This is a genomic window from Njordella aestuarii (assembly GCF_056494165.1).
The window spans coordinates 288,803-312,859 of the sequence record NZ_CM151397.1 but is presented as its reverse complement, the minus strand read 5'-3'; the positions used below and the strand labels follow the sequence as shown (position 1 = coordinate 312,859).

Annotated in this window: 22 protein-coding genes; 3 read left to right on the top strand and 19 right to left on the bottom strand. The window is 51.0% G+C overall.

Annotated features, from left to right (window positions below; all coding sequences use genetic code 11):
* Positions 1-37 precede the first annotated feature (37 nt).
* A complete protein-coding gene (locus SH451x_RS01155) occupies positions 38-3,670 on the bottom strand; it encodes a PVC-type heme-binding CxxCH protein (RefSeq protein ID WP_479360446.1) in 3,633 nt (1,210 codons plus the stop codon).
* Positions 3,671-4,169: 499 nt separating this feature from the next.
* On the opposite strand from SH451x_RS01155, the gene SH451x_RS01150 reads away from it, so the two are divergent.
* Entirely contained in the window at positions 4,170-5,885 is a 1,716-nt protein-coding gene (locus SH451x_RS01150) for a protein kinase domain-containing protein (RefSeq protein ID WP_479360445.1), read from the top strand.
* Between the two features lie 347 nt (positions 5,886-6,232).
* Here the strand turns inward: SH451x_RS01150 and SH451x_RS01145 are convergent, their stop codons facing one another.
* From SH451x_RS01145 to SH451x_RS01120, 6 genes are all read right to left on the bottom strand, one after another.
* Positions 6,233-7,189 carry a hypothetical protein gene (locus SH451x_RS01145; RefSeq protein WP_479360444.1) on the bottom strand — a complete coding sequence of 319 codons (957 nt, stop codon included), beginning with the start codon at positions 7,187-7,189 and terminating at the stop codon, positions 6,233-6,235.
* Between the two features lie 363 nt (positions 7,190-7,552).
* Positions 7,553-8,191 carry a tRNA (guanosine(46)-N7)-methyltransferase TrmB gene (trmB, locus tag SH451x_RS01140; RefSeq protein ID WP_479360443.1) on the bottom strand — a complete coding sequence of 213 codons (639 nt, stop codon included), beginning with the start codon at positions 8,189-8,191 and terminating at the stop codon, positions 7,553-7,555.
* Positions 8,192-8,368: 177 nt separating this feature from the next.
* Complete coding sequence (locus SH451x_RS01135) at positions 8,369-10,114, bottom strand: hypothetical protein (protein WP_479360442.1); 1,746 nt, start codon at positions 10,112-10,114, stop codon at positions 8,369-8,371.
* A gap of 136 nt (positions 10,115-10,250) precedes the next feature.
* Positions 10,251-11,357 (bottom strand): recombinase RecA, encoded by a 1,107-nt coding sequence (gene recA / locus SH451x_RS01130; protein ID WP_479360441.1) that lies wholly within the window; start codon positions 11,355-11,357, stop codon positions 10,251-10,253.
* Positions 11,358-11,636: 279 nt separating this feature from the next.
* Positions 11,637-12,692, bottom strand: a complete 1,056-nt coding sequence (locus SH451x_RS01125) for an ROK family protein (RefSeq protein WP_479360440.1) — start codon at positions 12,690-12,692, stop codon at positions 11,637-11,639.
* A 146-nt stretch (positions 12,693-12,838) separates the two neighbouring features.
* A complete protein-coding gene (locus tag SH451x_RS01120) occupies positions 12,839-13,672 on the bottom strand; it encodes a thiazole synthase (protein ID WP_479360439.1) in 834 nt (277 codons plus the stop codon).
* Between the two features lie 59 nt (positions 13,673-13,731).
* Between SH451x_RS01120 and SH451x_RS01115 the strand changes: the two genes are divergently transcribed.
* Together SH451x_RS01115 and SH451x_RS01110 are read left to right on the top strand one after the other, a co-directional pair.
* Positions 13,732-14,739 (top strand): ATP-grasp domain-containing protein, encoded by a 1,008-nt coding sequence (locus tag SH451x_RS01115; protein WP_479360438.1) that lies wholly within the window; start codon positions 13,732-13,734, stop codon positions 14,737-14,739.
* Between the two features lie 154 nt (positions 14,740-14,893).
* Entirely contained in the window at positions 14,894-16,033 is a 1,140-nt protein-coding gene (locus tag SH451x_RS01110; RefSeq protein WP_479360437.1) for a DUF1559 family PulG-like putative transporter, read from the top strand.
* Between the two features lie 46 nt (positions 16,034-16,079).
* Here the strand turns inward: SH451x_RS01110 and SH451x_RS01105 are convergent, their stop codons facing one another.
* The 12 genes from SH451x_RS01105 to rplN all read right to left on the bottom strand — a co-directional run bounded on the left by SH451x_RS01105 (position 16,080) and on the right by rplN (position 24,057).
* Positions 16,080-17,426: an anti-sigma factor family protein gene (locus SH451x_RS01105; RefSeq protein WP_479360436.1), complete on the bottom strand. Its 1,347-nt coding sequence runs from the start codon at positions 17,424-17,426 to the stop codon at positions 16,080-16,082.
* A 313-nt stretch (positions 17,427-17,739) separates the two neighbouring features.
* Positions 17,740-18,321, bottom strand: coding sequence for an adenylate kinase (locus SH451x_RS01100; RefSeq protein WP_479360435.1), 582 nt, complete (start codon positions 18,319-18,321; stop codon positions 17,740-17,742).
* A gap of 25 nt (positions 18,322-18,346) precedes the next feature.
* Complete coding sequence (secY, locus tag SH451x_RS01095; protein WP_479360433.1) at positions 18,347-19,699, bottom strand: preprotein translocase subunit SecY; 1,353 nt, start codon at positions 19,697-19,699, stop codon at positions 18,347-18,349.
* 142 nt (positions 19,700-19,841) lie between these two features.
* Entirely contained in the window at positions 19,842-20,336 is a 495-nt protein-coding gene (gene rplO, locus SH451x_RS01090; protein WP_479360432.1) for a 50S ribosomal protein L15, read from the bottom strand.
* A complete protein-coding gene (rpsE, locus tag SH451x_RS01085; protein ID WP_479360431.1) occupies positions 20,333-20,830 on the bottom strand; it encodes a 30S ribosomal protein S5 in 498 nt (165 codons plus the stop codon). Before rpsE ends, rplO begins: the two co-directional genes overlap by 4 nt.
* Before the next feature lie 98 nt (positions 20,831-20,928).
* Positions 20,929-21,297 carry a 50S ribosomal protein L18 gene (gene rplR, locus SH451x_RS01080; protein ID WP_479360430.1) on the bottom strand — a complete coding sequence of 123 codons (369 nt, stop codon included), beginning with the start codon at positions 21,295-21,297 and terminating at the stop codon, positions 20,929-20,931.
* A 43-nt stretch (positions 21,298-21,340) separates the two neighbouring features.
* Positions 21,341-21,883 (bottom strand): 50S ribosomal protein L6, encoded by a 543-nt coding sequence (gene rplF / locus SH451x_RS01075; protein ID WP_479360429.1) that lies wholly within the window; start codon positions 21,881-21,883, stop codon positions 21,341-21,343.
* A gap of 50 nt (positions 21,884-21,933) precedes the next feature.
* Positions 21,934-22,329: a 30S ribosomal protein S8 gene (gene rpsH / locus SH451x_RS01070; protein WP_479360427.1), complete on the bottom strand. Its 396-nt coding sequence runs from the start codon at positions 22,327-22,329 to the stop codon at positions 21,934-21,936.
* 20 nt (positions 22,330-22,349) lie between these two features.
* Positions 22,350-22,535 carry a type Z 30S ribosomal protein S14 gene (locus tag SH451x_RS01065; protein WP_479360425.1) on the bottom strand — a complete coding sequence of 62 codons (186 nt, stop codon included), beginning with the start codon at positions 22,533-22,535 and terminating at the stop codon, positions 22,350-22,352.
* Between the two features lie 107 nt (positions 22,536-22,642).
* Entirely contained in the window at positions 22,643-23,203 is a 561-nt protein-coding gene (gene rplE, locus SH451x_RS01060; RefSeq protein ID WP_479360421.1) for a 50S ribosomal protein L5, read from the bottom strand.
* Positions 23,204-23,338: 135 nt separating this feature from the next.
* Positions 23,339-23,686, bottom strand: a complete 348-nt coding sequence (rplX, locus tag SH451x_RS01055; protein WP_479360420.1) for a 50S ribosomal protein L24 — start codon at positions 23,684-23,686, stop codon at positions 23,339-23,341.
* Between the two features lie 2 nt (positions 23,687-23,688).
* The gene (gene rplN / locus SH451x_RS01050) at positions 23,689-24,057 is read right to left on the bottom strand and encodes a 50S ribosomal protein L14 (protein ID WP_479360419.1); all 369 of its coding nucleotides are present in this window, start codon (positions 24,055-24,057) and stop codon (positions 23,689-23,691) included.

Here is a 24,057-nt window from a genome sequence, read left to right as displayed (position 1 = left end):
GTTCCGGCAGGAAGATGACGCCTGCTTATCGACTGACCTATTTTACCGGAGTTCGCAAATATTGAATTAAATCCGCCAACTGCTTGCTGCTTAATAGCTCTCCGAAGTTCTCTGGCATCAGAGAATTATTCGAAGCACGTTCTTCTTCAATATCCGATAGTGCAATGGTTTGTTCCTCACCCTTGGCGTCAGCCAACACAAGTTTCTTGTCATCGCGTTGTCGCGCCAAACCGGAAATGACGTTGCCCTCTGTCGTCATTACCGCGATCGTCCGAAACGCATGATCGACGTTCTGATTTGGCAGCAGAATGTCTTCGCAAAGTCGCTCTACGCCGCGTCCTCCCACGCCTTCCAGCTGAGGCCCAACCACTTTACCTTGTCCTGCGAACTGGTGGCAGAGCGCACATTGCTGTGCATAAAGCGCCTTACCTGCCTCCGGATCCCCAGCAAGAGCCGCAATCTCACTGCGTCGCTGCAGGAATGTGGCCATCTTTTCCTGCGCATTCTCATTTGCATCAGGTCGGAAGGTGACAAGTTCCTTTACAACTGGTTTCTCGACATTCGCATCCCACCACGCAGTCGGTATGGCATTCAAAGCGTTCGGAGACAGCCAACCTTGCTTAACCGATTCCAATAACAATTCGTGTGAACGAGAGTTCGTCGAAAGTTGTAGAGCCAGGTCCTGCTGGGCCAGAGCATCAGAACGCTTGGCAATCTCCTGCAACATCGCCGAGGCCGCGACATCCGGCTGACTCGAAGCTAGCGATTTCGCCGCCGCAGTAGCCACATCGAATTGCAAATGCTCCCACGCCCAAACAGCCAGAACGACTTCCAGAGCAGGCTGGCTCGTAACGCGACCGGACCATAACAACTGATAGTACTCGTCGACACGCCGCTCGCTCAATCGACTTTGGCCAGCTACTCCATCCGGCAACCCGCCCACCGTCTTGAGTATCGCCAACACGCGGTGCAGCTCCGTTCGATCTGCCCGAGCCGAAATCCCATCTGGCTCAAAGCCACCAGCCGCAATCCACGCGTACGCTCCGCCTGTATCGCCGTCAACGATGCGAATTACAAGAGAGCGGTCCGCAAAGGGTTTCAAGTCCCAAACGACTTCGGCGGCGGCATCTGTACGCGGCGGGTACTGGAACAACAAGACTTCTTTGCTGCTCGCATCCAACAACGCCACCCGGTTCTTGTGCGTGTCGGGATCCTTTGGATCACCATTGTGTCCCGAAAGGTAGAAACGCACTTGCTCTGCCTTCGGTAGAATCCCGCTGACCATGCTGCCGACGTATGGCTCCCCCATTGTAAAGGAACTAAATACTGGCAATGTCGGTTTGTCTTTGGGTTGCTGAAACGGACGCTCTTCGACTTGCCAACGCACGTTCGTAGTCGCACTAGCACCACCTATGCCGACCCAACTGACCAAGCGTTCTGCATTACTGGAGTTAAACCTAACAGTCCAATCACGAACGAAATCCGAAATCAAACGTCGAGCATCGTCATTCAGTTTGCCTTGCTCTTTGAGCACTTCCACAACGGTGGCAAGCTGCTCAAGGTACAAAGCCTGATTGCTCGCAGTGGCCTTTTCCAAGAGGCAAAAGAGATCTGGAATCTCGTCAGCCGATAGCGCGGTTGCCATCGCAACCAACAAGCTTTGCGGAATACTCGAGCCATCCAAATTCTTTTCTAGATAGGCAAATCCCGCCTTGGCAGGGAATTCGCCCGCAGGCAATGCTATTAAGACGTCAAACAATTCCTGCCCTTCTGGGCTATCGATCGCGACCAGGACCGATTCTGCGGCAGCGTTTTTATCCTTGGTGACTGCAACATCGGCGGCCTGAGCACAAGCCAGTTGCGGCTCCCACCCTTGAAGCAAAAACTCGCGTGCGTCTTTGCTGCGCAACATTTCTCGCAACGCGATCCGTAACGACGAGCACAAGATAACATCGTCGGCCTTACATGCCGCGATAGTTTGCAGGACAAGGTGAGCATCCTGCGCAACACCTATTTGCGTCATCAACTGTCCCGCTACAAACGCAGTATGCGGACGCGTTTTCCAATCATGAAGGGCCTTTCGCGCCGCATCTTTTGCTTTGGTTAATTCTTGATCGTTATATTTTGCTAAATCTGCCTGAACGGTTCGAAGCGCGTTGGCCGACACTAAGTCAACCGAACTGCTGAACTGGTCGACGACCGGCGAGAGTGAGACGCTCTTATTGACAAACGTATGCACCCAAGCTCTAGCCGCAATTTCCGTTGAACTAGCCTGTGTTCCTAAAGGCGATTCGTTCAGCGCCGATGCGACTTGGCCTTCGTCCTTACGAGACAACTCAGACAAACGCTGGAGTGCAAGCCGAACGATCGTAGGGTTCTGGCTACCCAAAGAATCGATGCAAGCCTTGGCGGACTCTAGATCCAGTGCCGAAGTCGTCGCACCGTCTTTTCTGCCGATACGCCAAATACGTCCGCGAAAACGGTCGCGGCCCTCATGTTGCAAGGGCACTTCATAATGCCCTATGATCCGATTGTAAAAGTCGGCCACGTAAAGCCAACCGTCGGGACCAAGTCGGATATCGACAGGGCGAAACCAGGGATCGTCGCTGGTCAAGAGGTCACTTTCCTCGACTGCTGTAACACTAAGCCCCTTTCGCACAATTTGGTTTCTATTGATGCGGCTTGTCATCACATTGCCGCTCAAAAACTGATCCAAATATTGCTCAGGCAACACGCTACCGAGCCCGATTTCCAAGCCAGCAATTGCCGTTGAGCCATGAAGGTGATCCATAACGTCCGGCACGAAGCCAAGACCATCGTGAGGCCGACCAAAGCTCTGATAAAAGCCACCGGGGATTACTTGAGAAATGGGCTTACTATGACAATCAGCAGTAAACACGTTGCCGTAAGTATCGATCGTCATCCCAAACGGATTCACTTGCCCGTTACCGAAGACGTCAATTGATTGGCCGTCAGGGCGGAATCGAAAGACATTACCGCTTGGCAAGAATACTGACTTTCCATCGGTCCCTGCAACTTTCGATTGATTGTTGAATCCGTGATTCGCCATTACCCAGCCATTGGGCATCCAGCGGAGCGAGTTCACCATTCCGTGAGTATCGCGAGTCGTATCGAATGGCCCCAACACAACGTCGCGCTGATCGCAGATCGAATCACCATCCGTATCGCGAAGCATGTAGATATTGGGAATGTTGAAGCAGAGCGCGCCGTCTTCGTAGGGAAGTATCCCAATGGGTATATTCATCTGATCGGCAAATTTGGTTACTGTCTCGCGGTAGCCGTCGCCGTCTTTGTCTTCGAGTATAACAATCGCATCCCGCGGGCCTTTATTCTCTAAATCCTTCGATGCGTCATAGGGGTACGGGTACTCATAAGTCTGCGTAACCCACAAGCGGCCCTTCCAGTCAAATGCTATGTTCAGTGGCTTGGCGATTTCAGGTTCGCTGGCAACCAATTCGATCGTGAGCCCCTCAGGCAGATGGAAACCTTGCCTTTCTTCGTCGGGTGCGCGAGGTTCCGTAGTCCGCACGCCGCGTCCAAACTCTTCCGCGTCCGTTAACGGCTCGGCAGCTTTGACGAAAACGGTGGTAGCTTCTTGAGCATAGACTGCTGCCCAACAGAGACCTGAATTTACGAAAGCCGAAAGCACGGTAACACCCAGCAGTCGGGCGAACTTTCGACGCTGATGAAACCTAGGGGAGGGGGTAGACGGGCGAGATCGGATGAATGTAGTCATAAGCCGTAGTGCAGAGATGCAAAGGTGGGGTAGGGTACAACGGATATTTCGCGGTCCGCGCGGTCGGCAGCTTTAGGCTGAAATCGACGCAGAAGATTCGATACGAGGCCTGTTCTGAATCAAACTAGCTTAGTGAGAAAGTTGCCAAACCTCAAATCCAACGCGATATAAGAATTTAGAATCATCGGACCGGCAAGGGTATTTGTTGTTTACGCGAGTCAAATACCGCAATCTGGGCTAGCCCCAAGATGGTATCGGACCCAAATTTGGCTATAATTTATGATCGGCTAACCGAGCGCGGTTGCAATGGGACGTAACGCGTCCGTACCTTTTCCAGGGCGTATTATTTCGTCAGCATGTCCAAACGAACAGTCACTTGCAACCAAATCCGCCGCCAACTCCTCTCGTATAGATGCCCGTAGTGGATGCTTCTTCATCACACACTCAACAATTCGCGGCTGGCTCCTTAGAAGCCGGTGACGATGAACGTATTTTTGATTGCAAATGCGGAGCGAAGTTTGTCGTGGTAGGAGACATGGCCACGGCTTGTGCCAATTGTGGCCATGTAGTCAATTCGGCAAAGAGAATAGCGGACGCCATCACGCTTTCGCAGGATGACTTCCACTCGCAGGGGAGCTTTGATCACGGCAATACTACCGGCCCTGACTCAAATCCGTCGTCGGGCAAACTAGCTGGCATCACTCTCGGCCACTTTCAACTAGAAAACATGCTTGGCTCCGGCGGCATGGGCGCCGTCTACAAAGCTCTTGATACCTCACTGCAACGTTATGTCGCTGTCAAAGTCATCAATGATGTTCGCTATGGGGCTGATCAGCATTCTGTAACCTCCTCCATAATTCGCGAAGCCGTAGCCCAGGCCAGGCTGAATCATCCTAACGTTGTGACTATCTATTACGTTGGCCGAACTGAATCGGAACCGTTCCTCGCAATGGAATTGGTTGATGGCACGACACTGAGACAACAACTTAACAATGGTCCCATTGCTTACGCGGATGCGATTCGCATCGCACGTCAATTGGCCAGCGCGCTAGATCATGCGTCACGAATCAATATTGTGCACGGCGACATCAAGCCCAACAACCTGCTGATTGACGATGCAGGTAATGTAAAGCTTTCCGATTTCGGTTTAGCTCGGTCGACCCTAGACAACTTGCCCAAGGCTCCACTTTCTGGGACGCCCGCTTATATGGCACCAGAATTACTGGACACATCTGAGGTATCTATCCAGAGCGACATGTATGCGATTGGCATAACTCTCTTTGAAATGATCTTTGGCAGGCTGCCGTTCACATTTAAAGGACAGAATGTCAGAGACCAGTTGCTCTGCCATGCAACCAATCCGGTCGAATACCCAGAGGTGTGGCCGCGTGAGCTGCCAATTGAACTAAAGAGTGTTTTGGACCGTCTGCTCGCCAAGAACCCGCTCGACCGCTATCGAAACTACACGGAATTGCTTGACGATTTGCAAAGTATCGAACCGGTCAGCACGACGGTGGCGGGTATAGCACTTCGTGCGGCAGCATTTGCGATTGATGAAACGATACTTCTCGCTGCCTTTCTTCCATTTGCAATCCCTATTTATCTTTCAACGTTGCAGTTGCCACCGTACGGGCCATATTTTTCAGTGATTCGTCCGTGGAATATTGTGCTTGCGTTGTGCGCCTTAAGCGTACCATTAACGTTTTTAACGCTGGCCAGACTCGGCAAGCAATCGGTCGGCCGTTATCTGTTTCAATTGCGAGTCACAGAACAGCATGGGTTAGTGCTAGGACGCGATCAAGCAGTGCTACGAGCTTTGTTGCGAAATGCAACCGCTTGGCTATTGCCCCTTGGTCTGTTTGGAGGCATCTACTTCTCACTGATCGTTGAGATCACTTATGTTCTCATACTTGTGATCTTATTAGCGGAAGTTATTGCAGCCATTAGCTCTAAGGATCGTCGCTCGCTGCATGACCTTCTTTGCCACTCGCGGGTTGTTTTAAACTTTAAGACATCTGAACGAACATTGCGAAAAGCTCCCGCAACATTGCGAGCAAAAGCCGAGGTTCGTACGGCGCGAGAGGAGACGTTGACGCAGTCTTCCCCTCATTCCGTCGACTATCGTTGATATACCGTTAATAACGAACAGCTGTGACCAACGGAGCTGGGCAAAATGGGAGGCTAAAAAGCCGATCGCATTGGCAAACTACAAGTATCTAGGAAACCTGTAACGCCTACCTTTTGAAGCAAACTCCGCAGGCGGAAAACTCAACCCATTTTGTTAAGCTCGGCAGACTTGGGTATTTGCGGAAAAATGACATCGCCTGCTCAAGCGCTTTGGAAAGCAATACCGATATCTAAACCACGAAGCCTTAGTTGGTGTAACCGACCTATCGTGAGGTCGGAGGGAATGACATTCGATTAAGGCTTGCCGAACATTGGGATGGACGCCTTCAGTATCGCTTTCGGTGCTGACTAATGTTTGGAAAAGGAAGCAACAGCAACCCGCCGTTGCACAGTTACATAGCGGAAGTAGACGACAACACCTGTTGCAGAACAGATGTTTGTCTGCGAGTCGGTCAACGAAGTCGAATTTGGGCAGCTTGTTTGCAGGTTGCTCAAATTCAAAGGCCACGTCGGCTTGAGGGCGATTTCGGCGGCGGCTTCGTGCGCCGAAACCGGTCTCCAGCTATGCCGATATGTAACAATTCCTAAAGACTCAGGTTCGGCGTTCAAATCATAAGGGAGATGATTGTCGATGAAGTGGAACATTATTGTAGGGTCGATGGTCCTTGGCGTTAGCCTTGCAAGCCAAAGCTTCGGTTTTGGACTGTTGGACCGTATGCTCGGCGGTAGCGGTTGTGGCTGTGCAAGCTCATGCTGCGATACGTCGGTTAGTGAACCATCCTGCGGATGTGAAATGTCCGGTTGTAGCGCTGATCCAAGCTGCGGTTGCGAAATCGCTGCTTGCGATCCATGTGCATCAGCTGCACCATCTTGCGGATGTGAAATGGCAGCCTGCGGCGCAGCACCAAGCTGTGGTTGCGAAATGGCTGCTTGTGATCCTTGCGGCGCTGCTGCTTGCGATTCCGGATGTGGAAAACAACGTTGCCACAAGCCTTTGTTAGGCTTGTTGAAGAAGTTGCATGCTAAGAAAGCTTCTTGCTGCTCGCCAGCACCAAGCTGTGGTTGCGAAATCGCTTCGTGCGATCCTTGCGGTGCAGCTCCTAGCTGTGGTTGCGAAATGGCCGCTTGCGGTGCAGCTCCTAGCTGTGGCTGCGAAATGGCTGCTTGCGATCCTTGCGGTGCAGCTCCTAGCTGCGGTTGCGAAATCGCTGCTTGCGATCCTTGCGGAGCTTCGGCTTGCGACAGCGGTTGCGGATCGAAGAAGCGATGCGGTCTACTTTCCAAGCTATTCGGTGGACGCAGCAAGTGCGCTCCAGCATGTGATTCTTGCGACGTAGCAGTTGCAAGCCCATGCAGCTCCGGATGCAGCTCTTGCGGTTCAGTTGCAGCTCCTGCTGCTCCAATGGCTGCACCAGCACCAGTTGTTGACCCAAGTGCTTACTTGAACAGCAAGCGTCGAGTCATTCAAGCTAGCAGCACGACCATTCGCTAGTGCTCCCGAAAGGGACACTGCTAACGGTGAGGTTGGAAACGACCTTCTGCTAAGCTCCTAAGACAGACGTTATTAAGACAGCCCGCCAAGTTCGAAAGAATAAGGCGGGCTGTTTTTCTTTTGGCACTCACACGTTGCTATAGCAAACCGCGAAATCCACTAAGCATCCGGCTCGGCTACGCAGGTCTCTTGACGTAGTAAGATCGAAACACTGGTAAACTGTTCAATCTTGTGCGTCGCTCGAAGTGAGTTAGGTAATCAAGATCATCTTCCGCAGTCCGCTCTTCAATCAAATGCGGACCATCCCACTTTGTTTCCGACGCAATTAACTCAACAGTTGATTCGAAGTAGTCGAGCACGTCAGTCCAAAAGTGCAACTTGCCGTTTGGCTTGAGCACTCTATCAATCGCCGCAATCATGCGCGAATTCAGAACTCGCCGCTTCTTGTGTTTTGCTTTCCACCACGGATCCGGAAAATACACATGCACAGCATCAACGCGTTCGTCGGCCACATGCTGGTCTAAAGCAATTACGCCGTCGGCACAAAAACATGTCGCATTCTTAAGCTCCGCTCGCTCAAGCTTCTTGTTGCACATCGCCGCATACTTCGAGGCAATCTCAAGTCCAATAAATTGGACGCCCGGGAACTGCTTGGCCGCGTTTACAAGAAAGAGACCTTTCCCAGATCCAACTTCAATCTGAACCGGATTCTCCCTAACCAACAATTCAACAAATCGATCGCAGTCGTCCTGAGTTCGAAACGCAGTCCTTGTGCCAAACGTGTACTCGCTCTGTTGTCTTAAATCTTCTGACATGACCGCGCTGTCTAAATTCAAATTTGCGAAAAAAACTCCACTGCAACATGAAAACGTAAAGACTAGTTGCTCGTCATTAACTAGCAATGCCTAAGGCGAATTCAACGAAAAAGGGCAGGAAAGCAAACCCTGGTAGCGATTGCACTCCTGCCCCTAATTTATCACTAGATTTACTGACTAGCGACCACGTTGTTGCGGAGCGCTCGCCGTGGCTGCTGCACCGCTGATCTGCATCACACCTTCTTCAATGGTTAATCGCATAATCAATCCATTATCCACCGCGCGACTGGTGACACGAACCATGTCGTTGGAAGAGAATTCAGCAGACTTGGCAATAGCAGCTCGCAGAACAGTCAGTACTTTTTCGTCTTTCGCCAGCGTCGTTGCATACTGAAGAATTGGAGTCAATTCGATTTGAAGGTCAAATGGATTGGATGGCGTTTCCGATGCCGCTTTCGCTCGGTCAATGGCCGCCGCAAGTGCCGTTTGACTATTTACACCTAGCGCCAGTGCCGCTTGGTTGTCGCCAAATGCAACGACAAAGGGCACCGTCTCGCCCATGACCTGTTGCATTTCAGTACTATCTCCCGGCACTTTCCAGGTGCCCGTATAAGTGTTCAATCCACCAACGTTGGTTGGGCCGGCGGTAATCTGAGGAGCGTTCAAATTTCCTGCGTACTGCTTTAAGAACGCAACAAAATCTTGTTCGAGCTCTTTAGCATTGGCCACCGTGCCTCCACCTAAAACATTGATTCCGTTTTCAAAGTTGATCGCATAGCAGCCATCAATGTTGCCGCCCTTCAGCGTGCTTTTAAACGACTTGGAAAAAATGTTTACAAGTTGCTTGATAACATCGCGTGCGACTTCATCGTTGACAGAGTTTCGCAGCGAAGTATCGAGCTGGCCCATTTGCATCTCGATATTATCCAGAGCCATCTTGATTTCTTCCTCGCCCATCTTCGAACGATACATTGCCTGGATCGGATCGGATTCAAACGCATACGATGCAAATGCACTAGTCAATCCTTTCTGCATCTCTGTTTGCTTGGCCAGTCGTGAACCGGCAACGAACTTGGTACCGAAATCAAACACGACAGCTCTCGCGTCCTTGTCAATGTTAATACCGACCAAGAATTGATCCGTATCTTGGATCGTATCCTTGATCTGCTGCATCGCTCGCTTGCCCGTTTCCTTTTGTTGAGCAATCTCTTCAGCCGATTTTCCAGCATTGCCGCGCGACATGGCTGCTTCGAAACCTTGATCCAAGTTTTTGATAAATTCGTCTCGTAGTTCCGCCGGTATCGACTGAATGCGAATGTTGACAGAGAGGTCATAACGATCCGACAAGCGAGAAATAATTCCCTGTGGATTCGATGGAATCTTCTCTAGGTCGTCTTCGAACTGTGTGACAAATAACCATCCGTTGTCAAAGCGCCCATAGACATTCGACATCCCGACGTTCAGCGAGTAGCGATTATTTCCAAGGTCGCTGCGGGAAATGACCTGCGCTGTGCCTGCAAAGAAATCCTCAATATCCTTGATCGGCAACATGAGAAAACTTTGCGGTTGCCCATCTTCCTTCAAAGTCACCGCCACACCGATTGGCCGGGTCCGGTCGATCCCCTGCGAATACTGATTCACAGACATCGAAATCATACCGCCGATCATCGGAGGTTGTCCGCTTGCCTTAATCAAGTACATCAAGTCTGGCAAAAACTTGTCGAGACTGTTGATTGCCACCACCGCCGTCGGCTGATCGACACCAACTTCCGAACCAGAAGATTGCTGCTCTTGAGCAAACGCAAGTGAGGACATGGCAACGCATACAACAGCGTATAAGAATGTGCGTTGCAGCTTATTGAACAACCCATGAACCGACATATCTAATCCTTTGATCTCAAAGTTAAAAGGCGTGACCAGCATTGCAAGGGGCTATTTTGGCACGTTTACGCCCCCAATGAATAGGGGGCGCCGAGAAGTTTAAGACCAAAGTTTTGCAGCGACTGCGTTAAACCGCGATCGCTGCTTTGCTTGAAATTGCAGCATTTTGAGCGATAAATCAGCTGTCGACTTCGCTCAACTCTTCTGCATCTTCGGTTGCTTCGACGTTTTCAGGCCCAGTATAGCCGCCAGCTGAAAGGATCAGTTCACGGATCTCGGCCGAAATCTCGGGGTTTTCGATCAAGAAATTACGAGCCTTCTCTTTGCCCTGTCCCAAATACGTCTCGCCATATTTGAACCAGGCACCGCTACGGCTGACGATCTTGTGCGCCATGCCTAAATCCAAAAGGTCGCCTTCATAGCTAATCCCGCCTGCGTGCATCATATCGAATTCAGCCACGCGGAACGGAGGCGCGACCTTGTTCTTAACAATCTTGGCCTTAACCCGTTGCCCTACGACTTCTTCGCCATCCTTAAGCGAACCAGTTCGACGAACATCAATTCGGCAAGACGCATAGAACTTCAATGCGCGACCGCCAGGAGTCGTTTCCGGACTACCAAACATCACACCGATTTTTTCACGAATCTGATTGATGAAAATCACCGACGCCTTGCTCTTAGCAATCGCCCCCGTCAACTTACGCATCGATTGGCTCATCAACCTCGCTTGAAGTCCAATGTGCGAGTCGCCAATCTCTCCTTCCAACTCTTGCCGCGGCACCAACGCCGCCACCGAGTCAATCACAATGACGTCAACTGCGTTGCTCTTTACGAGCATCTCGCAGATCTGCATCGCTTCTTCACCGCTGCCCGGTTGCGATACTAAAAGGTTATCAAGCTCCACTCCTAACTTCTTACCCCAAGTCGGGTCAAACGCATGTTCGGCGTCGATAATCGCAGCGATTCCGCCTGCATGCTGTGCCTCAGCGCAGATGTGCAGCGCTAAAGTAGTCTTGCCGCTGGATTCAGGACCATAGATCTCGATGATACGACCACGAGGCACACCGAATCCACCCAACGCCATATCCAGCGACAACGAGCCGGTGGTGATACCTGAGATCTTCAGTTGAGACTCGCCACCCAAGGGCATAATCGAGCCCTCGCCAAACTGCTTCTCGATCTGCTCTAGCGTCGTTCGCAAGCCAGGCTCACGCTTGTAAATTGACTCCATTCCATCAACAGCTTTTCCACCAGTAGATTTAACCGTCTTTTTCTTACCAGCCATCGCGGCAACTCCTCAAAATTTTGATCGAATCGTACCAAACTCAGAACATCAGACGCGATTGAACGCCTATACACCAGCCACGGATTCTAACATGTTTTGCTATCCACTTTGCAAGTACTTACGCCATTTCGCTTGATTGCTACTGATATTATCCGACCGTGCTGTGACACGTTTGGTCACACGCAAACGGTGTTTTCGAAAAAATATAAAGTTGACCGAACTGCCCCGCTCGCAAGCTGAAAAATTTCAGAAAGCTAGCACTGCGAAACGAATAGTTCCTCAAAGTGAATTTTGCCAGGCATAAGCGACCGCTCCAATCACCGGCGCCGTATCATTGCAGACCGAGAATTCAATACGAGCGTTCCCGCGAAAGCCATCCAAAGCGTGACGATAGTAGGAATCGAGCACCATCTTCATGTACCGCTCACGCACGGGAATTGAAAGATCGCACACGCCTCCGCCAATAACCAACAAATCGAAGTCCCCGATATAGTTGATGCTCAGCAACGCAATCCCCAAAGCTTTGGCTTGATCATCAAACAGCTCAAGTGCCAACGAATCGCCGGCGTCGGCAAACCCCCGCAACGCTTTCGCCTTGTCACGAATAGATGCTTCAATCTCATGAAGCGGATGATCAGCCCACTTCGGAAGCGACAACCTATACGCCAATTGATGCGTCAACGCAGTCAACGAGACAGCGGATTCAACCGTCGATTTCGCGTTCCCCACTAACAGGTCCGCATCTTGCTCATAACGGAACGCAGCGGCCGGCAAAAAGATGTGCCCACCATGCCCAGCTCTGCCTGCGAGCCCTCGGACGACGCCACGATCCCGAACCTCGCCTCCCCCCAAACCCGTGCCGACAATTACCATAAAGAGCGACCGCAAATTCGACTCTAGCGCACTCTCTTGAGATCCACTCCACTTCCATGTTCCGCTTCGGACTTGGAATTCGCCCAACGCAGCCGATTGCCCGTCACCGATGTAAACCACGTCACAATGGAAGCCCGCCTTCCTCAGACGATCCTCCAGAGCCGCACGGATCGGAAATTGTCGCCACTCTGGATGCTTCAAATTTGGTGTACCAAGCAACACTCCGTCTAACGTCGAAGGCCCTGGAGTCGATAACCCAACGCCATAACAATCATCTGGGGAAACAGACAATTCTCGCAACATCAAACTGACTTGACGCGAGATGCTAGTCAAAGCAGCCGAAGGACCAGAAGCTGAATCGGTTGCGAATTGGTCAGAAACCAAACAAATATTGAGACTAGAATTACCGATTGCTACTGTCGTCGTAGTGCCCCCAATATCAATCCCGATAAAATATTTCAAGGCGCGACTCCATCTAGCTGACTACCGCAAAAAATTGATCGGCGACATTGTAACAAATCGTCGCAACGCGTCGTGCGGTTTTGTTGCAAAGCAATCAAAAGCTCAGTCGCATGCGTCCCTCCTTCAACTGAGCCAGCGGTCGTACATCACCAGGGCCGCGAAGTGATGACCCCTTCTTCAGGGCTAGATGCCTGTGCGTACAAACGCTTGGGAATTCGACCAGCGCGGTACGCTAGCCTGCCAGCTTCCAAACCCAGTTTCATCGCAATCGCCATTTGGACCGGCTCTCGAGCATGCGCAATGGCCGTATTTAAGAGAATCCCATCAACTCCCAACTCCATCGCCGCGGCCACGTCGCTCGCCGTACCGACGCCAGCATCAACAATTACTGGGTAACTCGGGTCGCCGTCTTTTAAATATTCGAGAATGATTCGAATGTTATTTGGATTCAAAATCCCTTGCCCAGAACCGATCGGAGATCCCGCCGGCATCACTGCAGCCGCTCCCGCCGCTTTCAGTCGCACAGCCGTAATCGGATCATCGTTGGTATAAGCGAGCACTTCAAAGCCATCATCGACCAATTGCTGGCAAGCCTCTAAGGTCGCAATCGGATCAGGCAACAATGTTTTGCTGTCGCCAAGCACTTCTAGCTTTACCCAGTTAGCTCCAGGATTTTCAAGCGTTTGAAGGATTTCTCGCCCCAATCTCGCGACACGCAGTGCGTCTTTGGCGTTGTAACATCCGGCTGTGTTGGGCAGCAGCGTATAGACGCTTGGATCGAGGTAATCCAAGATGTTTTGACCAGAGCGGTCGTACAGCTTTTCGCGACGCACGGCCACCGTTACACACGTCGCCCCAGAGGCAACCAACGAATCACGCATCAACTCCATCGTGTCGTATTTGCCCGTCCCGACGATCAAGCGACTTGAAAGCTGGTGCGAACCAATTTTGAGGGGGGTGTCTTCCACACAAAGCGTCATATTGCGATTCGTTACAGTTGAGCTAAATTTCTTGGCTTCGATCCTAATGATCTACCTTTATGGTAACAATCTCAAGCCATTCGTCCAATCGCCACCGCCCTCGTCGAACACTTCCCACTGATCAACGGAGCCTCATTACGTTTCATTTAGCCATCCTCTGCCAAAGCAATAGTTGGTACGCCCGCGATCTTCAGCGAGCAACACGTCCGGACGAACAACTGCATTTGATCAACTATCGCGATCTTGCGGCAGAACTCTCAAACGAGCTTTCAATCCATAGCTCCCTCCATACCGATTCTCGAAACTCGACCAGAACTGCCATCGACCTCTGTTCTATGGACGCGATACTAGTACGCTCAATGCCGACTGGATCGCTCGAACAAATCATCTTTCGGATCAACGCTCTCCACGCCCTCAACGCTCGGGGAACACCTGTTGTTAATTCAGCTCGAACGCTGGAGATTGCGATCGACAAATGGCTTACCTTGGAAATACTTCGCCGTCACGGAATCAATACTCCTCGCACATTCGCTTGCCAGACTCGGGAACAAGCGATGGCAGGTTTTAAAGCTTTGGGAAGTGATGTCGTCGTAAAACCTCTTTTCGGCGGAGAAGGGCGGGGACTCATGCGCATCAACTGTGAAGATCACGCGTGGCGAGTCTTTGGTACGCTTGAAAATTGCCAGTCCGTGTTGTACCTGCAAGAATACTTGCCGCACTTCGATAGCGACATCCGCATCCTAGTCATTGGCAACGAAGCATTCTCTGTCTTAAGATCCAATCCTAACGATTGGCGATCCAATCTTTCTCGAGGAGGCACGGCAACGGCTTACACTTCGAAAACAACCGAGCTTGAAATTGCGATGAGAGTTGCGGAAATTCTCGGAAGCAAGATGGTCGGTGTCGACTTGCTTCCAACGCAAGACGGACGGCTTGTTGTTCTCGAAGCCAATGCAGTGCCCGGTTGGAAAGGCTTAGCAAAGTGCCTGAACGTGGACATCGCTCGGAAGGTCCTAGACGTTACGAAATGCTCACCGGCTGCTATGTCGCCCCCGCGCGAAGTCTAATCGCTAACCGCCGCATCTGGTGAGTCTCGGGTGAAGAGCTTAAAAGAAGATACGATGAAGATTCACATCTTTTAAGCTTCTGATCAGGTGTTGCGATAAGCCATAGGCTATTTTGGCTAATCCGACTCAAAAGACCAAAGCAAAAGGTTACGCCATGAGCAACCGTCATCGCGGCTTCACAATTATCGAGCTACTCGTAGTCGTCGCCATAATTGGATTTCTTATCGCCCTCCTTCTTCCCGCAGTGCAGCAAGCACGCGAAAGCGGCCGACGGGCACAATGCACCAGCCAACTACGTCAGTTCGGGATTGCTCTGAACAATTACGAATCGACGTTTAAATATATGCCCGAAGGCAGAATGGCTCCTGACTATTCGATCAACGGTGTCGTGCAAACCAACTACACAACTTATCCAAACACACTACCAAACAAAGCTTGGACTGGTTTTCGATCGGTGCACACCTTCTTGCTCCCGCACATGGACCAAAAGGTGATCTACAGCATGATCGATTTCGCCGCGCCTACCGCGGTGCGTATGACGATGGCAGGTACTCCAATCAACGTCAACTACGCTGCCTATGACCATGCTGGCCCGATCTTCATTTGCCCTTCTGAAATTAACAACCACCGGAACGTCACCGAGAACAGTTACCGCTATAACTTCGGTGGAAGTACTCCCTACGGCGGAGCGCTCGACTCACGAAATAACACCAACACAGAAGCAAAATTGGGCAAACTGGAAGCGGGGGGTAACGGTGCGTTTACAATCGGCAAGCATCTTAAATCATCTGCGATTTTAGATGGCATGTCGAATACGATCTTCTTCTCCGAACGAGCGATGGGCAGTGGCGCAGATTTAACGAATTCACTACCACAAAGAGGTGATATCAACACGCTGACCGCAAGATCGTACGGAATGTTGACTCCGGAGCAGTTCTTTGCGCAATGCGAAAGTCGCCCTTTTGTTGTCGACTCTTTCAATTTCAATTCGGCAGGTCGCTGGCTGGCTGGAACAGACTATTCCAACGGCTGGCCATTCGCCTTCTATTCAAGCACCATGTACAACCATGTCGCCCCACCAAACTGGGAACATATCGATTGCGGGCAACGCAGCTCAATTCCCGACGCACCCGGTGAACACGCTATCATCTCCGCTCGAAGCTACCACGTGGGCGGCGTCAACGTCGTCCGCGGTGATGCTTCAACACAGTTCGTCAACGATAGTATCGATGTTATCACTTGGCGAGCGATCGGCACCAGAGACGGACGAGAATCACCAAAGATGCCGAAGTAAGTAGAGGCAGCAGCCTCTAAATCTTACTATCCGCAATGCTTAACTTTTACTGCGTGTTGCGGACAACGAACAACGCGTAGACGACCGGATTACCGGCTTCGCCCGTTAGCAAAGCACCGGCAGGACTCTCCGAGCTTTTACGAATTTCTAGCGGCATAGGTGCCTGCCGTCGCGAAGAGGCGACCCACGAATCTTGTGAGGCACTCGGCGTTATCGGAGTAGCGATGCTGCTCCTGGTCGCCGCTTCTTGCTCCTGCTGACTCAATGCAGCTTCCTGAATAAATCTCAGCTGATGAAACAAATCGAGTGACGGAGGATCCATCGCCAGATCAAAAGAAAATTCAGGAAACGCGTCGACATCAACCATCAATTCCAAGATCGCCGAATCCAGCCGACTAGCTCTTGATTTTACAAAGACAAGTGTTGTCTCCTGAGCGATCTTCTCATTTCGTTTGGCTTCAATTGGACCTTCAACCAGCCGACTTTTTTCAAGCGTGTCGATCGTGTCTTGCTGAATTGCAATCTCAGTTCCCGAAGCAATGTCATACTTTAATAGAACGTCATTCAGGACATCCAAAGAGTTCACGTCCTCTGCAACGCTCACATCAACGATCAACAACAAACCTGATCCCAGCATCGCTTCCATGCCCGCGATCTCATCATCCGCAATTCTTCCAGGAACAGTCCCGACCATCGAGTCCACACCGTCAGTTCGCTCGCCTAGACCATGCCCAGCAACAAGACCAGATCCAGCGGCTGATTCGCCAGACGGGTTCGATACTACGCCCGACGGCGGAGCGGTTACGTCCCCGGGCGCATCGGTCTGTTTGGGCAAAACGACTGATGGATTGTTGGCAGCTACATCGAATGGCGAAGTCTCTTCGCGAAGTGGCTTAGATTCCGGTCCGTCACTTGGTGGTGGTGGATTTGAAACATTTGCACCTGAGTCCGCGAGCTGACCAGACTCGGGTCTTGCTTTGCTACCCGCATCACTTTGAAACCAATAACCAGCGCTCAGCGCGACAAACAGTATGCTAGCGGCCGTCGCGAATCCAACTGCAGCTCGAGTTGATTTTCGCATCGTCCAACGACTAACAACGTGGGATGTCGGTCGATGATCGTTCTGCTGAATTGGTATCCAAGACGGGGCATTTGCCCCCATCGCGGCCGCCTTCTTAGAGGCTGCAGCAATCACATCCGACGCTAACGGGCGAGTCGTTCGGACGGGAATACTCGATAGTACCCGCCGATTCACGGCCAAAGCGTCGGCCATATGCTGAATCGAGCCATCTTCCGCCATACGCCGCTCTAATTCCGCGCGTTCCGCAGCATCTAACTGGCCGTCAAGCAAGCCTGTTAGCAATTCGTCGGTGTCTGGAAATGGACGGCTCATAACTCAACTTAATTTCACAGGACAAAGACTCGTTTGTCCCGGCATACAACAATGAAAAATTGGCAAGTCCGCAATACCTAAAATACTTGCGACTAGGCAAATACAGGCTTCACGGAACTTCATAGCAAATCTTGGACGTGTGTGCGAAGAGAAAGTTCCGCATGCCTGCTCCAAACCAGGGGCACCTCTACGTTTTTATGCACCAAATGCATGCAAAAACCGCGAAAAACGGTCTTAGCAGCGGAACTGAAGCTTGCGGCAACCCGCTACACCCCAGAGGGTTGCGACTTCCAGGGGGCTCGAAGTGACCGAGCTATTTATTAGAATCCCGGAATCTAGCAATCCCGTCCAAAATATCTTGAAATACTTGGTCCGGTTCGTTCATACCGTTGATGCGGATCAATTTTTCTTTCCGCGCGTAGTAGTCAGTCAAAGGAGCAGTTTGCGTGTAGAAAACATGCAATCGCTCGCGAATCGTGTCGTACGTATCGTCATGGCGACCTTCAAGTGTCGCGCGATTCAGCAGGCGAGCGATTAATTCCGTCTCATTGACTTCCAATTCAATGGCGACATCAATACTCCAGCTATGCTCCGCAAGCATGTCATCCAACATTTGAGCTTGTATCAGAGTACGCGGCATTCCGTCGAAGAGAGCACCTGCCAAGCAGTCTTCACGCTTGAGCCGATTGCCGACAATGCGCATTACCAGATGATCAGGAGCTAACCTGCCGGCATCAATGTAAGACGCAATCCAACGCGCTAACGCAGTATCTTGACCGCGTACTTCCCGAAGCATCTCGCCGGTCGACAAGTGCGGAATGCCAAATTCAGCAATAAGGCGTTTGCACTGTGTACCTTTGCCAGCACCGGGCGGTCCAATGAATATGATCCGCATCCGAGGCGGCCCTTCTATCGCGTCTTCAGGATTCCAACAGTCCGCGATAATTTCGCATGAGGAGATGCGAGTCGATCTTCTGGATCAAATCGAATGCCACACTGACTGCAATGAGCAAGCCGGTACCACCGTAAAACGCCGCCACGTTAAACGACACATTGAATTGGCCAGTGATAATTGTCGGAACAATCGCCACCAACGCCAAGAATGACGCGCCGACATACGTGATGCGCACCATGACTTTTTCCAGATAATCTGCGGTACGTTTCCCAGGCCTGTAACCCGGAATGAATGTCCCGTGATCCTTCAAATTCTCGGTGATCTCTTTCGGATTGAACGTAATTGAAGTCCAAAAGAAGCAGAAGAAATAGATCAATGCGACAAACAACAGATTGTATGCCAAACTGGATTGTGATTGAAACATGTTGGCAACGCTTCGCAGCATTCCCGAGGCAAACTCGCTAGACGCGAACCAGTTGGCTAATAAACCCAACAGCACGCTCGGGATCAGCAACAGACTGCTGGCAAAAATAATCGGCATAACACCAGCTTGATTGATACGCAGTGGCAAATACTGCTTTGTGCCTCCGTAGACGCGACGACCACGCACGTGTTTGGCCGACTGTGTTGGAATCCGACGCTGAGCCATCGTGATAAAAACAACCGCGAACACGACTGCGACGAAGATCATACCCAGCACAATTAGTACGTCAGGTCCGATCTGTCCGCTGCCCATTCCGCTGAGGTTAAAGGACATCGAACTTCGCAGATCCCACAAAGCCTTGGGCATTTGAGCGACGATACCAGCCATGATCAACAAGCTGATGCCGTTTCCAATACCATATTCATCAATCTGTTCGCCAAGCCACATCAGGAACATTGTCCCGCAGGTCATAATCGCGACGCTCGTAATCTGCCAACCAAAGGAAAGCGTCGTTCCAGAGAAGAACTGCTCCGAGACGCGAGCTGTTCCGGCACTGGTCATCATGCTCAGGAAAAACCAACTTTGTACAACACAAATTACCACTGTTAGATAGCGAGTGTAATTATTGATCTTCTTCATCCCCGATTGGCCTTCTTTGCGAAGTTGCTCAATCGGCTTCCAAACAGTTCCTAGCAACTGGAAGATAATGCTCGCGGAAATGTAAGGCATGATGCCAAGACCGAAGATTGTCAACGATCGAAGATCGACGGCCGCAAACACAGCAACTTTGTCAAGGAAAGAGGCTATGTCGCCTCCTTGGTCACTGTTGGCGCTTTGCAAAATCGGCAAGCGAATCTGGTAGCCGACGCGGTAGACAGCGAGAAGGGCAAGAGTCAAAAAGATCTTGCGACGGAGTTCGGGTATCGTAAAAACGATCCGCAGTTTTTCGAACATCTCAATTAATCCAAGTCGAAGACGAACAAACTTTTTACTTAATCGAGCGAGGTAACCACCGGCTACAACTCGCTAAGACGATCGTGTTGAGTCATTCGACTTTTCGCTCCATCGTCTTCGCAACACTGCAGTCGAGATGGATTTATGCTTGGGCTTTTAGTGCAGCCACACGTTGTTTAGGAGTTTGCTTGGCAGCAACCACCTTCACAGATCCACCCGCTTGCTCGATCTTCTGTTTAGCGGATTCGCTAATTTGAGTCACGACCAGCTTCAAAGCTTTCGTGACTTCTCCACCGCCCAGAATTTTGATTTCGTCGCTACGGACCTTGATCAGCCCGCTAGTACGCATCAGTTCAGGGGTAATTTCTTGAGTGCCATCGAAAGCGTCGCAAAGTTCGCCGACGTTAATCGCGAAAACTGTCGAAGCAAATCGATTGTGGAAGCCGCGTTTCGGAATACGGCGGACCATTGGCAAGTCGCCACCGTTGAAAATTGGATGGCGCGAGTAACCGCTGCGGGACTTGTGTCCGTCGCGACCACGACCGGAAGTCTTTCCGATACCCGAACCAACTCCGCGACCGATGCGTTTACGCTTGCGGTTCGCTAAAATACCTTCGTGTACTTCGTGTTCGTTCATGATAAGGTCACTCCTCGCAGTCGTTCGATATCTTCGCGTGTGCGCAATTTCTTGAGCGCTTCAAATGTAGCTTTAACCAGGATGGTTGGGTTGTTCGACCGGAAGCTCTTCGTCAAAATGTCGTGAATTCCTGCGGCTTCGCAGACAGACCGTACAGCAGGACCGGCGATGATACCTGTACCAGGGCTAGCTGGCATCAGGAGAACTTGTGCAGCGCCGAAATGACCTTTAACAGGATGTGGAATGGTCCCGTTCACCAGGGGAACACTGATCATTTCCCGTGATGCTTGTTTTTGTGCTTTTGCTACGCTTGGCGGCACTTCGTTCGCTTTGCCATAGCCATGTCCTACGCGTCCCTTGCCGTCACCGACGACAACGAGAGCGGCGAAACTGAAGCGGCGACCGCCCTTAACAACGGCGGCACAGCGTTTGATCTTCAGAACGCGATCGATCAAGTCGCTTTGGTTATTGTCATTGGCCACAGCTGCGTTCATCCCCAACCTTGAAAATTAAAATCTCTTCAAACGTAATCGTCTTCGCTTTAGTTACCAGAATGCGAATCGAACGTTTGGTCAAGACGAAATTTAAAACCTTAAAACTCTAATCCACCAGCCCGAGCCGCATCAGCCAACGCAGCGACGCGACCATGATATTTGTTCGAGCCGCGATCAAACGCGACCTTCTTGATTCCAGCAGCCACTGCACGCTCGGCGATTACTTTGCCAAGTTGCTCTGCGGCTTTGCAATTTCCACCGTAGTTGACTTGACCACGGATATCTTTTTCCAACGTACTCGCCGAGACTAAGGTCTTTCCGAGAGCATCATCAATGAGCTGTACGGAAAGATTGGCCAACGAGCGATGCACGCACATGCGAGGTCGCTCGGAGCTTCCGGTGATTTTGTTACGTACTCGAAAAGATCGGCGAACTCGTTGAGCACCAAGACTTTTACGATGATCCATGATTCTGTGTCTTAACTACAAATATTACAATGAACAAGCAAAATTAAGTTGCGCTCTTACCAGCCTTGAGCTTAACGACTTCGCCTTGATAGCGAATTCCCTTACCCTTGTAAGGCTCAGGCTTACGGCACGCACGAACTTCGGCTGCGAACTGACCTACCAGTTGCTTGTCGCACCCTTTAATTACAATGTGTGTTTGATCAGGGCAGGTAACTTCCAAACCCTTTGGAATCGGTCGCTGCAATTCGTTGGCAAAACCAACGCGTAGCTGCAGGATATCTCCCTTAATTGCGGCAAGATAACCGACGCCAATAATTTCAAGTTTCTTTTCGTAACCCGACTTTACACCCGCAATCATATTGCTGATTAGGGCTCGAGTGAGGCCATGCAACTCGCGTGCACTACGCTCGTCTGTATCGCGGCTCACGCTGACCGACTTACCGTCATCATCAAGCTGAACATTGACTTCCGGACGATGCTCGAAATTCAATTTGCCAAAGGGTCCTTCGACATTGATTTTACGATTCTCAACCGACACTTTAACGCCGTCGAGGATCGGAACAGGTTTTTTGCCAATACGGGACATGATTACAAAATCAAATAATTCAAAGGAATGAGCGATGCGTTGAAACGGCTCTAGCTAATCTCGCAAAGTACTTCGCCGCCAAGTTTCTGCTGGCGTGCCTCACGGTCGCTTACCACACCACGCGATGTGCTGACGATCGAGATGCCTAAGCCGTTCATAACCGGACGCAGGTCTGCACACTTGGCATACACGCGACGGCCAGGCTTGCTGACACGCTTTACCGATTGAATGATCCGCTCTCCGTTGGGACCATACTTTAATTCAATACGCATCTGCTTAACTGGTTCACCATCAACTTCTTGATAGTCCCAGATATAGCCTTCACGCTTGAGAACTTCCGCTACTCCGCGGCGTACACGAGACACTGGCATGTCAACAAATTGCCGTTCAACGCGTACTGCGTTGCGGATTCGTGTCAACATATCAGCTATTGGATCAGTCATCATCTGTTTTCAGTGCTCCTACCTTACCAGCTAGCCTTACGAACACCCGGAATCAGACCCTTGTCTGCCAACGAGCGGAAGCAAATTCGGCAGATGCCAAATTTGCGATATACTGCCCTAGGGCGACCGCACATCTTGCAGCGGTTTTCACGCCTCGATGAAAACTTCGGCTGACGATTCGCTTTTGCAATTTTGCTTTTGCTAGCCACGACTTCAATGTTCCGATTTGGTTAAACGGTAGTTAAATAGCTTGTTAATTCAATCAGGTTGGGTTCGCCCCGAAACGGTCGCCGAACCATTGCGCTGGCTTCGAAAATTACGAAGCAGCCTTTCGAGGTGCACGGAACGGCATTCCAACCATTTCCAACAGTGCAAACGCGTCCTTGTTATTCTTCGCGGTGGTCACCACCGTTATGTTCATACCTTGCTGCCGGGTATATTTATCCGGGTTCAACTCGGGGAACACCAATTGTTCTGACAGCCCCAGCGAATAATTGCCGTGTCCATCAAACGCTGTTCGGGAGATTCCGCGAAAGTCACGCACGCGAGGCAGAACAATCGTGATCAACCGATCCAGAAACTCATACATCCGAGCACCGCGAAGCGTGACTTTACACCCGATCGCGACTCCTTCACGCAGGCGAAAACCTGCGATCGAACCGCGAGCGACCGTAGTCAACGGCTTCTGCCCGGTAATATCTGTCATTGCGTCAATCGCAACTTCCAAGTACTTCTTATCCTGCATCGCTTCGCCGACACCCATGTTGAGGACGACTTTTTGAATGCGCGGAATCGCCATTGGATTCTTAATCTCAAGCTGCTCCTGCAACTTGCTTCGAATCTCTTGTACGTATCGCTCTTGTAATCGAGGTGCCATAATCGGGAACCGTTAACAATTTTCCGGTGGATCGGAGTGCCGATCAAACTATTTGAATCTTACCTAAAACCAACATTCCGACGTTTGTCAGGCGTGTCGATTGGCCGCCTAGCGCAACTTTGGGTCGCGCCTAACTTAACTCTGCTTATATTGTGGTCGGGCAGGGGCAATCGTATCGATTGTCTTGCCACTCTTCTTCGCGAATCGTTCTTTACTGCCGTCGGCCAAGTATCGCACTCCTAGTCGGGAAGGCTTACCAGTCGCTTCTTCGACGTACATCACGTTCGATGCATCGATTGGCATCTCCCGAGACAAGCGGCCACCTTGAGGATTGCGTTGAGACTTGCGAACGTGCTTGTACGATCGCGAAATTCCTTCAACAACCACTCGGTTAGCCTCGCGGTCCACCTTCAGGATCTTGCCAGTACGGCCTCGATCACGTCCAGCAATGACGACAACTGAGTCATTCTTACGGAACAACATGACTAAACCACCTCATTTGCTAAGGAGACGATCTTTGTAAAGGATCGTTCACGCAACTCACGAGCGACCGCACCAAAAATACGGGTGCCGCGTGGGTTGCTATCTTTATCGATCAACACAACTGCATTCGAATCAAATCGAATGTAACTACCGTCCGGACGGCGGCACGGTTGCTTGGTACGCACCACTACCGCTCGTACGACAGCCTTCTTCTTAATTTCGCTGCCAGGAATCACGCTCTTGACTGAACAGATAATAATATCGCCCAGACTCGCGTATCGGCGACGCGATCCACCCAACACCTTAATGCACATCACTTCGCGTGCGCCGGTGTTATCAGCGACCGCCAATCGTGTTTCTTGTTGAATCAT

Excerpts from the sequence above, each read along its gene's own strand:
- SH451x_RS01150 (WP_479360445.1), top strand. The coding sequence starts at position 4,170 with ATGCCCGTAGTGGATGCTTCTTCATCACACACTCAACAATTCGCGGCT.
- trmB (WP_479360443.1), bottom strand. The coding sequence starts at position 8,191 with ATGTCAGAAGATTTAAGACAACAGAGCGAGTACACGTTTGGCACAAGG.
- SH451x_RS01135 (WP_479360442.1), bottom strand. The coding sequence starts at position 10,114 with ATGCTGGTCACGCCTTTTAACTTTGAGATCAAAGGATTAGATATGTCG.
- recA (WP_479360441.1), bottom strand. The coding sequence starts at position 11,357 with ATGGCTGGTAAGAAAAAGACGGTTAAATCTACTGGTGGAAAAGCTGTT.
- SH451x_RS01120 (WP_479360439.1), bottom strand. The coding sequence starts at position 13,672 with ATGACGCTTTGTGTGGAAGACACCCCCCTCAAAATTGGTTCGCACCAG.
- SH451x_RS01115 (WP_479360438.1), top strand. The coding sequence starts at position 13,732 with ATGGTAACAATCTCAAGCCATTCGTCCAATCGCCACCGCCCTCGTCGA.
- SH451x_RS01110 (WP_479360437.1), top strand. The coding sequence starts at position 14,894 with ATGAGCAACCGTCATCGCGGCTTCACAATTATCGAGCTACTCGTAGTC.
- SH451x_RS01105 (WP_479360436.1), bottom strand. The coding sequence starts at position 17,426 with ATGAGCCGTCCATTTCCAGACACCGACGAATTGCTAACAGGCTTGCTT.
- SH451x_RS01100 (WP_479360435.1), bottom strand. The coding sequence starts at position 18,321 with ATGCGGATCATATTCATTGGACCGCCCGGTGCTGGCAAAGGTACACAG.
- secY (WP_479360433.1), bottom strand. The coding sequence starts at position 19,699 with ATGTTCGAAAAACTGCGGATCGTTTTTACGATACCCGAACTCCGTCGC.
- rplO (WP_479360432.1), bottom strand. The coding sequence starts at position 20,336 with ATGAACGAACACGAAGTACACGAAGGTATTTTAGCGAACCGCAAGCGT.
- rpsE (WP_479360431.1), bottom strand. The coding sequence starts at position 20,830 with ATGAACGCAGCTGTGGCCAATGACAATAACCAAAGCGACTTGATCGAT.
- rplR (WP_479360430.1), bottom strand. The coding sequence starts at position 21,297 with ATGGATCATCGTAAAAGTCTTGGTGCTCAACGAGTTCGCCGATCTTTT.
- rplF (WP_479360429.1), bottom strand. The coding sequence starts at position 21,883 with ATGTCCCGTATTGGCAAAAAACCTGTTCCGATCCTCGACGGCGTTAAA.
- rpsH (WP_479360427.1), bottom strand. The coding sequence starts at position 22,329 with ATGATGACTGATCCAATAGCTGATATGTTGACACGAATCCGCAACGCA.
- rplE (WP_479360421.1), bottom strand. The coding sequence starts at position 23,203 with ATGGCACCTCGATTACAAGAGCGATACGTACAAGAGATTCGAAGCAAG.
- rplX (WP_479360420.1), bottom strand. The coding sequence starts at position 23,686 with ATGTTGTTCCGTAAGAATGACTCAGTTGTCGTCATTGCTGGACGTGAT.
- rplN (WP_479360419.1), bottom strand. The coding sequence starts at position 24,057 with ATGATTCAACAAGAAACACGATTGGCGGTCGCTGATAACACCGGCGCA.